This window comes from Pseudomonas sp. NFPP28 (genome assembly GCF_900115535.1).
Classification (GTDB): Bacteria; Pseudomonadota; Gammaproteobacteria; order Pseudomonadales; family Pseudomonadaceae; genus Aquipseudomonas; species Aquipseudomonas extremorientalis.
In genome coordinates this window covers 451930-464713 of record NZ_FOWT01000001.1, presented here as the reverse complement: position 1 = coordinate 464713, position 12784 = coordinate 451930, and the positions used below count along the sequence as shown (strand labels likewise).

12 protein-coding genes are annotated in these 12784 nt (G+C 58.4%); 11 read left to right on the top strand and 1 reads right to left on the bottom strand.

From position 1 onward, the window contains the following. Positions 1-13: 13 nt before the first annotated feature. A complete protein-coding gene (gene map / locus BM110_RS02270; protein ID WP_058425288.1) occupies positions 14-808 on the bottom strand; it encodes a type I methionyl aminopeptidase in 795 nt (264 codons plus the stop codon). A gap of 387 nt (positions 809-1195) precedes the next feature. Between map and rpsB the strand changes: the two genes are divergently transcribed. From rpsB to lpxD, 11 genes are all read left to right on the top strand, one after another. After that, complete coding sequence (rpsB, locus tag BM110_RS02265) at positions 1196-1933, top strand: 30S ribosomal protein S2 (protein ID WP_003189158.1); 738 nt, start codon at positions 1196-1198, stop codon at positions 1931-1933. A 191-nt stretch (positions 1934-2124) separates the two neighbouring features. Then, the gene (tsf, locus tag BM110_RS02260; RefSeq protein WP_058425287.1) at positions 2125-2988 is read left to right on the top strand and encodes a translation elongation factor Ts; all 864 of its coding nucleotides are present in this window, start codon (positions 2125-2127) and stop codon (positions 2986-2988) included. A 212-nt stretch (positions 2989-3200) separates the two neighbouring features. Further along, positions 3201-3944: a UMP kinase gene (gene pyrH, locus BM110_RS02255; RefSeq protein WP_003189161.1), complete on the top strand. Its 744-nt coding sequence runs from the start codon at positions 3201-3203 to the stop codon at positions 3942-3944. Further along, on the top strand, positions 3941-4498 hold the full coding sequence (gene frr, locus BM110_RS02250; protein WP_012722596.1) for a ribosome recycling factor: 558 nt from the start codon (positions 3941-3943) through the stop codon (positions 4496-4498). The genes pyrH and frr overlap by 4 nt, the downstream gene beginning before the upstream one ends. Before the next feature lie 17 nt (positions 4499-4515). Beyond that, positions 4516-5271 (top strand): polyprenyl diphosphate synthase, encoded by a 756-nt coding sequence (gene uppS, locus BM110_RS02245; protein WP_016974405.1) that lies wholly within the window; start codon positions 4516-4518, stop codon positions 5269-5271. Continuing rightward, positions 5272-6078 (top strand): phosphatidate cytidylyltransferase, encoded by an 807-nt coding sequence (locus BM110_RS02240; RefSeq protein WP_092241166.1) that lies wholly within the window; start codon positions 5272-5274, stop codon positions 6076-6078. Then, the gene (gene ispC, locus BM110_RS02235) at positions 6075-7265 is read left to right on the top strand and encodes a 1-deoxy-D-xylulose-5-phosphate reductoisomerase (protein ID WP_093512216.1); all 1191 of its coding nucleotides are present in this window, start codon (positions 6075-6077) and stop codon (positions 7263-7265) included. The genes BM110_RS02240 and ispC overlap by 4 nt, the downstream gene beginning before the upstream one ends. Positions 7266-7322: 57 nt before the next feature. Next, positions 7323-8675: a sigma E protease regulator RseP gene (gene rseP, locus BM110_RS02230; protein ID WP_092241168.1), complete on the top strand. Its 1353-nt coding sequence runs from the start codon at positions 7323-7325 to the stop codon at positions 8673-8675. A gap of 74 nt (positions 8676-8749) precedes the next feature. Beyond that, complete coding sequence (gene bamA, locus BM110_RS02225; protein ID WP_092241170.1) at positions 8750-11137, top strand: outer membrane protein assembly factor BamA; 2388 nt, start codon at positions 8750-8752, stop codon at positions 11135-11137. Positions 11138-11182: 45 nt separating this feature from the next. After that, positions 11183-11686, top strand: a complete 504-nt coding sequence (locus BM110_RS02220; RefSeq protein WP_003172279.1) for an OmpH/Skp family outer membrane protein — start codon at positions 11183-11185, stop codon at positions 11684-11686. 3 nt (positions 11687-11689) lie between these two features. Continuing rightward, positions 11690-12745 (top strand): UDP-3-O-(3-hydroxymyristoyl)glucosamine N-acyltransferase, encoded by a 1056-nt coding sequence (gene lpxD, locus BM110_RS02215; protein ID WP_092241172.1) that lies wholly within the window; start codon positions 11690-11692, stop codon positions 12743-12745. Positions 12746-12784 lie beyond the last annotated feature (39 nt).

Here is a 12784-nt window from a genome sequence, read left to right as displayed (position 1 = left end):
ACCTGAGCAACGTTTATGCCGACGTTGTACCCGACGTGCGCGGGATCGTGTCATCGGCGCGCAGCGTGAAAATCTCGTAGCCGGTCTCGGTGACCAGCAAAGTGTGTTCCCACTGGGCCGAAAGCTTGCGGTCCTTGGTGATGGCCGTCCAGCCGTCGCCCAACACCTTGGTGTCGGCCTTGCCCTGGTTGATCATCGGCTCGATGGTGAAGGTCATGCCTGCCTTCAGCTCCATGCCGGTGCCGGCGCGGCCGTAGTGCAGGATCTGTGGCTCTTCGTGGAAGACCGTGCCGATACCGTGGCCACAGAACTCGCGTACCACCGAGAAACCGTTCTTTTCAGCATGCTTCTGGATCACTTCGCCGATGTCGCCCAGGCGGCAGCCAGGCTTGACGATCTCGATGGCCTTGTACATGCATTCCTGGGTGACCTGGGACAGGCGTTCGGCCCAGACCGGTACGTTGCCGACGTGGAACATGCGGCTGGTGTCGCCGAAGTAGCGGTCCTTGATCACGGTGACGTCGATGTTCAGGGTGTCGCCGTCCTTCAGCGGCTTGTCGCCCGGAATTCCGTGGCAAACCACGTGGTTGACCGAGGTGCAGATCGACTTGGGGAAGCCCTTGTAGTTCAGCGGCGCAGGGATGGCGCCCTGCACGTTGACGATATAGTCGTGGCAGATCTGGTTGAGGGTCTCGGTAGTGACGCCGGGCTTGACGTGTTCGGCAATCATTTCCAGCACGTCGGCGGCCAGTTTGCCGGCGATGCGCATGCCAGCGATGTCTTCGGCGGTTTTCAAACTAACGGTCATACAGGCTCTCTCTAGCGCGACGCGCTGAAATCAATACGGTTTACGGGCGTGCGACAAAAGGTTGCAAAATTCGCACAAGCCACAGAAAACGCGATTCTAACAGACCATGGCGTCAAATCATGAGCCTCTGATGATCGCTTCTGTCTATAAGGTAGGGCTATGTCACCTCTATTCAAGGGGTTACACGAACGCGCCCGACGGCAAATGTGATTGCGTGTTCCGTTTTTGCCGATGCTGTGGTATAAAATGCGCCGCTTTCCGGGGATACCCCGCAAAGCTTAAATCCACACACGTGTCGACACGATGACCTGGGTGCCGGAGGCCTTGATGCCGCTGGTTGGTCATTGGGATACGTGGAGGCCAAACCCGACTTATTAAGGAACTATCATGTCCCAAGTCAACATGCGCGATATGCTGAAGGCCGGTGTGCACTTCGGTCACCAGACCCGTTACTGGAACCCGAAAATGGGTAAGTACATTTTCGGCGCGCGTAACAAGATCCACATCATCAACCTTGAAAAAACCCTGCCAATGTTCAACGAAGCGCTGACTTTCGTAGAGCGCCTGGCCCAGGGCAAAAACAAGATTCTGTTCGTCGGCACCAAGCGTTCCGCTGGCAAGATCGTTGCTGAAGAAGCAGCACGTTGCGGTTCGCCGTACGTCGATCACCGCTGGTTGGGCGGCATGCTGACCAACTTCAAAACCATCCGTGCTTCCATCAAGCGTCTGCGCGACCTTGAAGTGCAAGCCGAAGACGGTACTTTCGCCAAGCTGACCAAGAAAGAAGCGCTGATGCGCTCCCGTGACCTGGAAAAGCTCGATCGTTCCCTGGGTGGTATCAAGGACATGGGCGGTCTGCCTGACGCACTGTTCGTTATCGACGTTGATCACGAGCGCATCGCGATCACCGAAGCCAACAAGCTGGGCATCCCTGTTATCGGCGTAGTCGATACCAACAGCAGCCCGGAAGGCGTTGACTACATCATCCCAGGCAACGATGACGCAATCCGCGCTATCCAGTTGTACATGGGTTCGATGGCTGACGCTGTCATCCGTGGTCGCAACCACGTTGCTGGCGGTACCGAGCAGTTCGTTGAAGAAGCTCCGGTAGCTGCCGCTGAGTAATTAGCGCCCTGGCGTTGACTCAGTAAGCAAAAAGGGGGCTTGGCCCCCTTTTTGCCACCTCGAAAACCATTTGTCGGCAGCGCGGCTACATCATCTGTAACGTGCAGCGGCCTACAAGGGAGATTCGGGAAGAATTGATCGCCCGTCTGATCGGGTGGAATGGTTGAAAACCTATCCAAGAGGATTTTGAAATGGCAGAGATTACTGCAGCGTTGGTTAAAGAACTGCGTGAGCGTACCGGCGAAGGCATGATGGATTGCAAAAAGGCCTTGACCAAGGCTGGCGGCGACATCGAAAAAGCCATCGACGACATGCGCGCTTCCGGCGCCATCAAGGCCGCCAAGAAAGCCGGCAACGTCGCTGCTGAAGGCGCTATCGCCCTGGTTGAAGACGGTAAAGCCGCCGTTCTGCTGGAAGTGAACTCGCAGACCGACTTCCTGGCCCTGCAAGACGACTTCAAGGCATTCGTTGCTGCCAGCGTCAAGAAGGCATTCGATGAGAAGCTGACCACCGTTGAGCCTCTGATCGAAGCTCAAGAAGCGGATCGCCTGGTACTGGTCGGCAAAGTTGGCGAAAACGTCAACATCCGTCGCCTGACTCGCGTTGAAGGTGATGTCGTCGGTGGTTACCTGCACGGCAACAAGATCGGTGTAGCTGTTGTTCTGAAAGGCGGCGACGTTGAGCTGGCCAAAGACATCGCTATGCACGTTGCTGCCAGCAACCCTGAGTTCCTGCTGCCTTCGGAAGTGTCTGCCGAAGCGATCGAGCGTGAAAAAGCGGTATTCCTGAGCCTGAACGCCGACAAGATCGCCGGCAAGCCAGAAAACATCGTGGAAAACATGATCAAAGGCCGTATCAGCAAGTTCCTGGCTGAAGCGAGCCTGGTTGAGCAGGCGTTCGTCAAGAACCCTGAAATCAAGGTTGGCGAACTGGCCAAGAAAGCCGGTGCTGAAATCGTTTCCTTCACTTACTACAAAGTAGGCGAAGGCATCGAGAAGCCGGTCGACAACTTCGCTGAAGAAGTTGCTGCCCAGTTGGCTGCCGCCAAGCAATAAGACAGCTTTCAACTGTCGCCCGAAAGAGGCTGCCCGCTCACGCGCGCAGCCTCTTTTCAAATGGGAAGGCCGATTTTAATTGGCATCCCTCCGGAACTGGCTTACAAAGCCGTGTTCCGATGGCGCTGTTACAGCGTCCAGCTAGAGTGAACGCAAGCCGTAAAACGGCTCGCCAAGAATTTTTAAAAAATACGCCGCAGGAGAGATTCGCAATGGCTCAGCAGGGCAGTGGTTATCAGGCTCGCTATAAACGCATTCTACTCAAGCTTAGCGGCGAGGCCCTGATGGGCTCGGAAGAGTTCGGGATCGATCCCAAGGTGCTCGACCGCATGGCGCTGGAAGTCGGCCAACTGGTCGGTATCGGCGTGCAGGTTGGCCTGGTGATCGGTGGTGGCAACCTGTTCCGTGGCGCGGCCCTGAGTGCTGCTGGCATGGACCGGGTCACCGGCGACCATATGGGCATGCTGGCCACTGTGATGAATGCCCTGGCCATGCGTGACGCCTTGGAGCGCGCCAATATCTCGGCTATCGTGATGTCGGCTATTTCCATGGTCGGCGTAACCGATCACTATGACCGCCGCAAAGCCATGCGCCACCTGAATTCCAAGGAAGTGGTGATCTTCGCGGCCGGCACGGGTAACCCGTTCTTTACCACCGATTCGGCAGCCTGCCTGCGCGCCATCGAGATCGATGCGGACGTGGTGCTCAAGGCGACCAAGGTAGACGGCGTGTACACCGCAGATCCATTCAAAGACCCGCATGCCGAGAAGTTCGATCATCTGACCTACGATGAAGTACTGGATCGCAAGCTGGGCGTAATGGATCTGACGGCTATCTGCCTGTGCCGCGACCACAAGATGCCACTGCGCGTATTTAACATGAACAAGCCCGGCGCCCTGCTGAACATCGTACACGGCGGCGCAGAAGGGACTCTGATCGAGGAAGGCCAACAATGATCAACGAAATCAAGAAAGACGCCCAAGCGCGTATGCAGAAATCCCTGGAGTCTCTGAGCCATGCATTCGGCCAGATTCGTACCGGCAAGGCGCACCCAAGCATCCTGGGCAGCGTGATGGTGCCTTACTACGGCTCCGATACCCCTATCAGCAGCGTCGCCAACATTACCGTTAAAGACTCGCGCACCCTGCAAGTCGTAGCGTTTGAGCGCAACATGCTGGGTGCTGTCGACAAGGCCATCCAGAGCGCCGGTTTGAACCTCAACCCGACCAACCTGGGTGAGTTGCTGCTGATCTCCATGCCGGCCCTGACTGAAGAGACCCGCAAAGGCTTCACCAAGCAGGCTCGCAGCGCTGCAGAAGACGCGCGTGTTGCCGTACGTAATATCCGTCGCGATGCCTTGGGTGACCTGAAGAAGCTGGTCAAGGACAAGGAAATCAGCGAAGACGAAGAGCGTCGTGCCACCGCCGATATCGACAAGTTGACCAAGGATGCCGAGGCCCAGATCACCAAGGCCACGGAAGAAAAAGAAAAGGACCTGATGGCCGTATAAGGGGTCAGGACGCCTTCATGGAAAAGACCAAGCAGACTGTACCCTCCGTGGTGCCGCGCCATGTCGCGATCATCATGGATGGGAATAATCGCTGGGCGAAGAAGCGCTTTATGCCGGGTGTCGCCGGGCATAAAGCCGGTGTCGATGCGGTAAGGGCTGTGATCGAGGTGTGTGCCGAGGCCAAGGTCGAAGTGTTGACCCTGTTTGCGTTCTCCAGTGAGAACTGGCAGCGGCCCGCCGAAGAAGTCAGTGCCTTGATGGATCTGTTCTTCAAGGCCTTGCGTCGTGAGGCCAAGCGCCTTAACGACAACAACATCAGCCTGCGCATCATTGGCGACCGCTCGCGCTTCCACCCGGAACTTCAGGCTGCCATGCGCGAGGCTGAGGCAATCACCGCTGGTGCCAACCGTTTTGTGCTACAGATCGCAGCCAACTACGGCGGCCAGTGGGATATCGCCCAGGCAGCGCAGCGGCTGGCTCGCGAAGTGCAGGCCGGGCACCTGCGGCCCGACGACATCACGCCCGAACTGTTGCAAACCTGCCTGGTGACCGGTGACCTGCCGTTGCCGGACCTGTGCATCCGGACCGGTGGTGAGCACCGCATCAGTAATTTCCTGCTGTGGCAGCTGGCCTATACCGAGCTGTACTTCTCCGACCTGTTCTGGCCGGACTTCAAACACGATGCCATGCGTAATGCACTGGCCGATTTCGCTTCCCGTCAGCGTCGCTTCGGTAAAACGAGTGAGCAGATCGAAGCTGGAGCCCGGGTTTAAATGCTTAAACAACGAATCATCACTGCACTGATCCTGTTGCCGATCGCCTTGTGCGGGTTTTTCCTGCTCGAGGGTTCCGGCTTTGCGCTGTTCATTGGCCTGGTCGTCACCCTGGGCGCCTGGGAATGGGCGCGCCTGGCCGGGTTCGGCGCGCAGTTGCCGCGCGTGGTGTATGCCGCCGTCGTGGCCGCGCTGGCGTTCCTCTTGTACATCCTGCCGGACCTCGCGCCCTGGGTGTTGGGGGCGGCGGTGCTGTGGTGGGCGCTGGCGACGTTCCTGGTGCTGACCTATCCGCGCACCAGCGGCCAATGGTCCAGCGTTGCCTGCAAGCTGGTGATTGGTTTGCTGATCCTCTTGCCGGCTTGGCAAGGGCTGGTGGAGATCAAGCGTTATCCAATGGGTAACTGGTTGATCCTGGCAGTCATGGTGCTGGTATGGGGGGCTGATATCGGTGCCTACTTCTCCGGTCGGGCCTTCGGCAAGCGCAAGTTGGCGCCGGCGGTCAGTCCGGGCAAGAGCTGGGAGGGGGTCTATGGTGGTTTGGCGTTGACACTGGTGATTGCGCTGGTGGTTGGTGTCGTGCGTGGCTGGGCGGTGAAGGAAATCTTCCTGGCGCTGCTGGCCACAGCCATTGTCGTGTTTGTTTCTGTGGTGGGTGACCTCACCGAAAGCATGTTCAAGCGTCAGGCCGGTATCAAGGACAGCAGTAACCTGCTGCCCGGGCACGGTGGTGTGTTGGACCGTATCGACAGCCTGACGGCGGCTATTCCGATCTTCGCTGTGTTGCTATGGATGACTGCTTCGTGAGCCGCCTTCAACAAGTGACCGTGCTGGGTGCAACCGGCTCGGTGGGGCTGAGCACCCTGGATGTGATTGCGCGTCATCCTGATCGCTATCAGGTCTTTGCCCTGACTGGGTTCAGCCGTCTGAGCGAGCTGTTGGCTTTGTGTGTGCGCCACGCACCGCGCTTCGTGGTAGTCCCTGAGGCAGGAGCGGCGCGTGGCTTGCAGGATGATCTGCGGGCTGCCGGGTTGGCGACTCGAGTGCTGGTGGGCGAGGAGGGGTTGTGTCAGGTCTCGGCTGACGCTGAGGTGGATACGGTAGTCGCCGCTATCGTCGGTGCCGCCGGCCTGCGTCCAACCCTCGCCGCTGTAGATGCCGGCAAGAAGATCCTGCTGGCCAACAAAGAAGCGCTGGTCATGTCTGGCGCGCTCTTCATGCAGGCAGTGCGTAAAAGCGGCGCGGTGCTGCTGCCGCTCGACAGCGAGCACAACGCGATCTTCCAATGCATGCCTGGCGACTATGCGCGTGGTTTGGGTCAGGTTGGCGTGCGTCGGATTCTGCTGACCGCCTCCGGTGGTCCGTTCCGGCAAACCCCGCTGGCCGAGCTTGAGCATGTTTCGCCCGACCAGGCATGCGCTCATCCGAACTGGTCCATGGGGCGTAAGATCTCGGTGGATTCGGCGAGCATGATGAACAAGGGGCTGGAACTGATCGAGGCGTGCTGGCTGTTCGATGCACGGCCGGATCAGGTCGAAGTGGTAATTCACCCGCAAAGTGTGATTCATTCCCTGGTCGATTACGTCGACGGTTCGGTACTTGCGCAGTTGGGTAACCCCGATATGCGCACGCCGATTGCCAATGCCTTGGCCTGGCCGGAGCGGATTGATTCCGGTGTCGCCCCGCTGGATCTGTTTGCAGTGGCCCGCCTGGACTTTGAAGCGCCAGACGAGCAGCGCTTTCCTTGCCTGCGCCTGGCCCGGCAAGCGGCCGAGGTGGGGAACAGCGCGCCAGCAATGCTGAATGCGGCCAACGAAGTGGCTGTGGCGGCGTTTCTCGAACGGCGCATCCGCTTTCCGCAGATCGCGAGTATCATCGAGGACGTCCTGGCGCTTGAGCCTGTCGTGGCGGTGAGTGACCTGGCGGCGGTATTCGAAGCCGATACCAAGGCTCGAGCCCTGGCAGAGCAATGGTTGAGCCGCAACACGCGTTAGCCTGTGGGCGGATGGGTTCGAGCCTTCAGGCACTGGATTGGAATGCGGAGAAATTAGATGAGTGCGCTTTACATGATTGTCGGCACCCTGGTTGCTCTGGGCGTGCTGGTCACCTTCCACGAATTCGGCCACTTCTGGGTGGCGCGTCGTTGCGGCGTCAAGGTATTGCGCTTTTCCGTCGGCTTCGGCATGCCGCTGCTGCGCTGGCATGACCGTCGTGGCACCGAGTTTGTGATTGCGGCCATCCCGTTGGGTGGCTACGTCAAGATGCTCGATGAGCGCGAAGGCGAAGTGCCTGCAGACCAGTTGGATCAATCCTTCAATCGCAAGACCGTTCGTCAGCGTATCGCCATTGTTGCCGCGGGTCCGATCGCCAACTTCCTGTTGGCGATGGTGTTCTTCTGGGTGTTGGCCATGCTGGGCAGCCAGCAGGTGCGTCCGGTAATCGGTGCGGTTGAATCGGACAGCATCGCCGCCAAGGCCGGGCTGGTCGCTGGGCAGGAAATTGTTTCCATTGATGGCGAACCCACCACGGGTTGGGGCGCAGTCAATTTGCAGTTGGTGCGTCGCCTGGGCGAAAGCGGGACTGTGAATGTAGTGGTGCGCGAGCAGGGCTCCACCACCGAAAGCCCGCGTGAACTGGCTCTCGACCACTGGCTAAAGGGCGCAGATGAGCCTGATCCGATCAAATCCCTGGGCATACGTCCATGGCGTCCGGCCTTGCCGCCGGTGCTTGCCGAGCTGGATCCGAAAGGTCCGGCCCAGGCTGCTGGCCTGAAAACCGGCGATCGCCTGTTGGCCCTCGATGGTCAGCCATTGGGTGACTGGCAGCAGGTGGTCGATCTGGTTCGTGTACGTCCTGATACCAAAATTGTGCTGAAAGTTGAACGCGACGGTGCTCAAATCGACGTCCCTGTGACCTTGTCGGTTCGCGGGGAAGCCAAGGCGGCCGGGGGTTACCTGGGTGCTGGAGTCAAGGGTGTCGATTGGCCGCCATCGATGGTGCGTGAGGTGAGTTTCGGGCCGTTGGCGGCAATTGGCGAGGGTGCGAAACGCACCTGGACCATGAGTGTGCTGACCCTGGAATCGCTCAAGAAAATGTTGTTCGGCGAGCTCTCGGTAAAAAACTTGAGTGGACCGATAACCATTGCTAAAGTGGCGGGCGCTTCTGCCCAGTCGGGTGTCGCGGATTTCCTGAATTTCCTGGCTTATCTGAGTATTAGCCTGGGGGTTCTGAATTTGCTGCCCATTCCAGTATTGGATGGGGGGCATCTGTTGTTTTATCTGGTCGAGTGGGTGCGTGGTCGCCCCTTGTCGGATCGGGTGCAGGGTTGGGGGATACAGATCGGTATCAGTTTGGTGGTCGGGGTGATGTTGTTAGCCCTGGTCAACGATCTGGGTCGACTGTAACGCTTCGCTGAATTGCGAATCTGCCGCATTTTGCGGCAGTTTGTTTATTGCCAGTTGGAATAAGAAAGGACTTCATGAAACGTCTGCTGCTAACTGCGGTTCTCACCGTATTGATGATCGCCGAAGTTCACGCCGAGTCCTTCACCATCTCCGATATTCGCGTCAACGGCCTCCAGCGGGTTTCCGCGGGTAGCGTCTTTGGTGCCTTGCCGTTGAACGTTGGGGAACAGGCTGATGACCGTCGCCTGGTGGAATCCACTCGTGCGCTGTTCAAAACCGGTTTCTTTCAAGACATCCAACTGGGTCGCGAAGGCAACGTCCTGGTCATCACCGTGGTCGAGCGACCTTCCGTCGCCAGTATCGAGATCGAAGGCAACAAGGCGATCTCGACTGAAGACCTGATGAAGGGTCTGAAGCAATCCGGCCTGGCCGAAGGCGAGATCTTCCAGCGCGCCACCCTCGAAGGTGTGCGTAACGAGCTGCAACGCCAGTACGTTGCGCAGGGCCGCTACTCCGCGACCGTGGAAACGGAAGTGGTGCCGCAGCCGCGTAACCGTGTCGGCCTCAAGGTCAACATCAACGAAGGCACTGTGGCGGCGATCCAGCACATCAACGTGGTAGGCAATACCAAGTTCTCTGATGACGACCTGATCGACCTGTTCGAACTCAAGACCACCAACTGGCTGTCGTTCTTCAAGAACGATGACAAGTATGCCCGCGAAAAACTGTCCGGTGACCTGGAGCGCCTGCGCTCCTACTACCTGGACCGTGGCTACATCAATATGGATATCGCTTCGACCCAGGTGTCCATCACCCCGGACAAGAAGCACGTCTACATCACTGTCAACGTCAACGAAGGCGAGAAGTACAAGGTTCGCGACGTCAAGCTGAGCGGCGACCTGAAGGTGCCTGAAGACCAGGTCAAGGCGCTGTTGCTGGTGCAGAAAGACCAGGTGTTCTCGCGCAAGCTGATGACCACCACGTCCGAACTGATCACCCGTCGCCTGGGCAACGAAGGCTACACCTTCGCCAACGTCAACGGCGTGCCGACGCCCCATGATGATGACCACACCGTGGACATCACCTTCGTGGTCGATCCAGGCAAGCGCGCCTACGTAAACCGTATCAATTTCCGTGGCAATACCAAGTCTGCGGACGAAGTGCTGCGTCGTGAAATGCGTCAGATGGAAGGTGGCTGGGCGTCGACTTACCTGATCGACCAGTCCAAGACCCGTCTTGAGCGTCTGGGCTTCTTCAAGGAAGTCAACGTCGAAACCCCGGCCGTACCGGGTGTGGATGACCAGGTTGACGTGAACTACGCCGTAGAAGAACAGGCATCGGGCTCCATCACCGCCAGTGTTGGCTTCGCACAGAGCGCCGGCCTGATCCTCGGTGGTTCGATCACCCAGAACAACTTCCTGGGTACCGGTAACCGAGTTTCCATCGGCCTGACCCGAAGCGAATACCAGAGCCGATATAACTTCGGTTATACCGACCCCTACTGGACTGCTGACGGTGTGAGCCTGGGCTACAACGCCTTTTATCGCACCACTGACTACAAAGACCTCGACGTTGACGTAGCCAGCTATGCAATCGATAGTCTTGGTGCTGGCGTGAACGTTGGTTACCCGATCAGCGAGACCTCGCGCCTGACGTTCGGCTTGACTGCGCAGCAGGATGAGATCAAGACCGGTGTGTACACCGTGGACGAAATCTTCGACTTTACCCGTCGTGAAGGTGACAAGTTCCTGAACTTCAAGGCGTCCGCCGGCTGGTCCGAGTCGACCCTGAACAAAGGTGTACTGGCGACCCGTGGTCATTCCCAGAGCCTGACCCTGGAAACCACCACGCCGGGCAGCGACCTGTCGTTCTTCAAGCTCGACTACCGCGGCCAGCTGTTCCAGCCGTTGAGCGACAACTACACCATGCGCCTGCACACTGAGCTGGGTTATGGCGATGGTTATGGCTCCACCAATGGTCTACCGTTCTACGAGAACTACTATGCGGGTGGCTTCAACTCCGTACGTGGTTTCAAAGACAGCACCCTGGGCCCGCGTGGTACGCCGAGCCGTGGTGTTGGTGTAACCGGTAACCAGGGCACCGTAGTGGACTCCGACAACGACCCACTGCCGTTCGGTGGTAACGTCCTTATCCAGGGTGGTGCGGAAATCCTGTTCCCGCTGCCGTTCGTGAAAGATCAGCGCTCCCTGCGTACTTCGGTATTCTGGGATGTGGGTAATGTGTTCGATTCCAAGTGCGAGCAGATCCGTAACCCGAGCGGCGTGAAGTCCAACACTCAGTGTAACGACGTGAGCCTGAGTAATCTGGCAAGCTCCGTGGGCGTGGGTGTGACCTGGGTGACTGCGCTTGGCCCATTGAGCTTTGCTCTGGCCATGCCGATCAAGAAACCGGATAACGCTGAAACCCAGATTTTCCAATTCTCCCTCGGCCAGACGTTCTAAGCGTCTGACCCAAGATAACGACAACGGATTCTGTAGGAGTACATCGTGCGCAAGTTGACTCAATTGGTGCTGCTGGCAACCGTGCTGGTAACCACCCCGGCCTTCGCCGAAATGAAAATCGCCGTCCTGAACTATCAGATGGCCCTGCTGGAATCCGATGCGGCCAAGAAATACGCCGTGGATGCCGAGAAAAAATTCGGTCCGCAACTGACCAAGCTCAAGACCCTGGAAAGCAGCGCCAAGGGCATCCAGGATCGTCTGGTAGCCGGTGGTGACAAGATGCAGCAAGGCGAGCGCGAGCGTCTGGAGCTCGAATTCAAGCAAAAGGCCCGTGACTACCAGTTCCAGTCCAAGGAGCTGAACGAAGCCAAGGCTGTTGCTGACCGTGAAATGCTGAAACAGCTGAAGCCGAAACTCGACAGCGCTGTGGAAGAAGTCATCAAGAAAGGTGCCTTTGACCTGGTGTTCGAGCGTGGCGCTGTGATCGACGTCAAGCCTCAATACGACATCACCCGTCAGGTGATCGAGCGCATGAACCAGCTGAAGTAAGCCATGACCGCGACTATCAAGCTCGGCGAGTTGGCCGAGTTCCTGGGGGCCACCTTGCGTGGCTCCCCGGAGAAGGAAATCACTGGGCTAGCCACCTTGCAGGAGGCTGGCCCAGCTCAGTTGAGCTTCCTCGCAAACCCCCAATACCGTAAATACCTGGTCGACAGCCAAGCCGCAGCCGTGTTGCTGAAGGCCGCTGATGCCGAAGGGTTTGCCGGGGATGCGCTGGTGGTGGCCGACCCATACCTGGCGTATGCGCGGGTGTCGCACCTGTTCGATCCGAAACCCAAGGCCGCCAGCGGTATTCACCCGTCTGCGGTGATCGCCGATGATGCCCAGGTTGACCCTGCTGCCAGCGTCGGTGCCTTTGCGGTGATCGAGAGCGGTGCACGCATTGCGGCGGGCGTGACCATTGGTGCCCATTGTTTTATCGGTGCGCGCTGCGAAATCGGCGCAGGCGGTTGGCTGGCACCCCGCGTAACCCTGTACCACGACGTGCGTATCGGTGAGCGTGTGGTCATCCAGTCAGGTGCCGTGATCGGTGGTGAAGGCTTTGGCTTTGCCAATTCCAAGGGCATCTGGAACAAGATTGCCCAGGTCGGCGGCGTATTGATCGGCGACGACGTGGAAATTGGCGTGAACACAGCTGTTGATCGCGGGGCCCTGGCCGATACCGTGATCGGCAACGGCGTAAAGCTCGACAACCAGATCCAGATCGCCCACAACGTGCAGATTGGCGATCACACCGCCATGGCAGCATGCGTGGGTATCTCCGGCAGCACCCGGATCGGCAAGCATTGCATGCTGGCCGGTGGCGTCGGGCTGGTGGGGCACATCGATATTTGCGACAACGTCTTCATCACCGGCATGACCATGGTCACCCACTCGATTACCGAACCGGGTGCTTATTCTTCCGGTACCGCCATGCAGCCTGCGGCTGAATGGCGCAAGAGTGCAGCACGGTTGAGGCAGCTCGACGACATGGCTCGACGTCTCAAACAGCTGGAAAAGCGTGTTGGGGACGTGACCCCTGGCGGTAATGCTTCATCAGAAGGCTGATACCATTTCCATATCAAGTGTGCACAGCCGCTAGACTGC

Coding starts and splice junctions, on each gene's coding strand:
- bamA (WP_092241170.1), top strand. CDS start 8,750: ATGAAACGTCTGCTGCTAACTGCGGTTCTCACCGTATTGATGATCGCC.
- BM110_RS02240 (WP_092241166.1), top strand. CDS start 5,272: ATGCTTAAACAACGAATCATCACTGCACTGATCCTGTTGCCGATCGCC.
- frr (WP_012722596.1), top strand. CDS start 3,941: ATGATCAACGAAATCAAGAAAGACGCCCAAGCGCGTATGCAGAAATCC.
- uppS (WP_016974405.1), top strand. CDS start 4,516: ATGGAAAAGACCAAGCAGACTGTACCCTCCGTGGTGCCGCGCCATGTC.
- map (WP_058425288.1), bottom strand. CDS start 808: ATGACCGTTAGTTTGAAAACCGCCGAAGACATCGCTGGCATGCGCATC.
- rpsB (WP_003189158.1), top strand. CDS start 1,196: ATGTCCCAAGTCAACATGCGCGATATGCTGAAGGCCGGTGTGCACTTC.
- rseP (WP_092241168.1), top strand. CDS start 7,323: ATGAGTGCGCTTTACATGATTGTCGGCACCCTGGTTGCTCTGGGCGTG.
- lpxD (WP_092241172.1), top strand. CDS start 11,690: ATGACCGCGACTATCAAGCTCGGCGAGTTGGCCGAGTTCCTGGGGGCC.
- pyrH (WP_003189161.1), top strand. CDS start 3,201: ATGGCTCAGCAGGGCAGTGGTTATCAGGCTCGCTATAAACGCATTCTA.
- tsf (WP_058425287.1), top strand. CDS start 2,125: ATGGCAGAGATTACTGCAGCGTTGGTTAAAGAACTGCGTGAGCGTACC.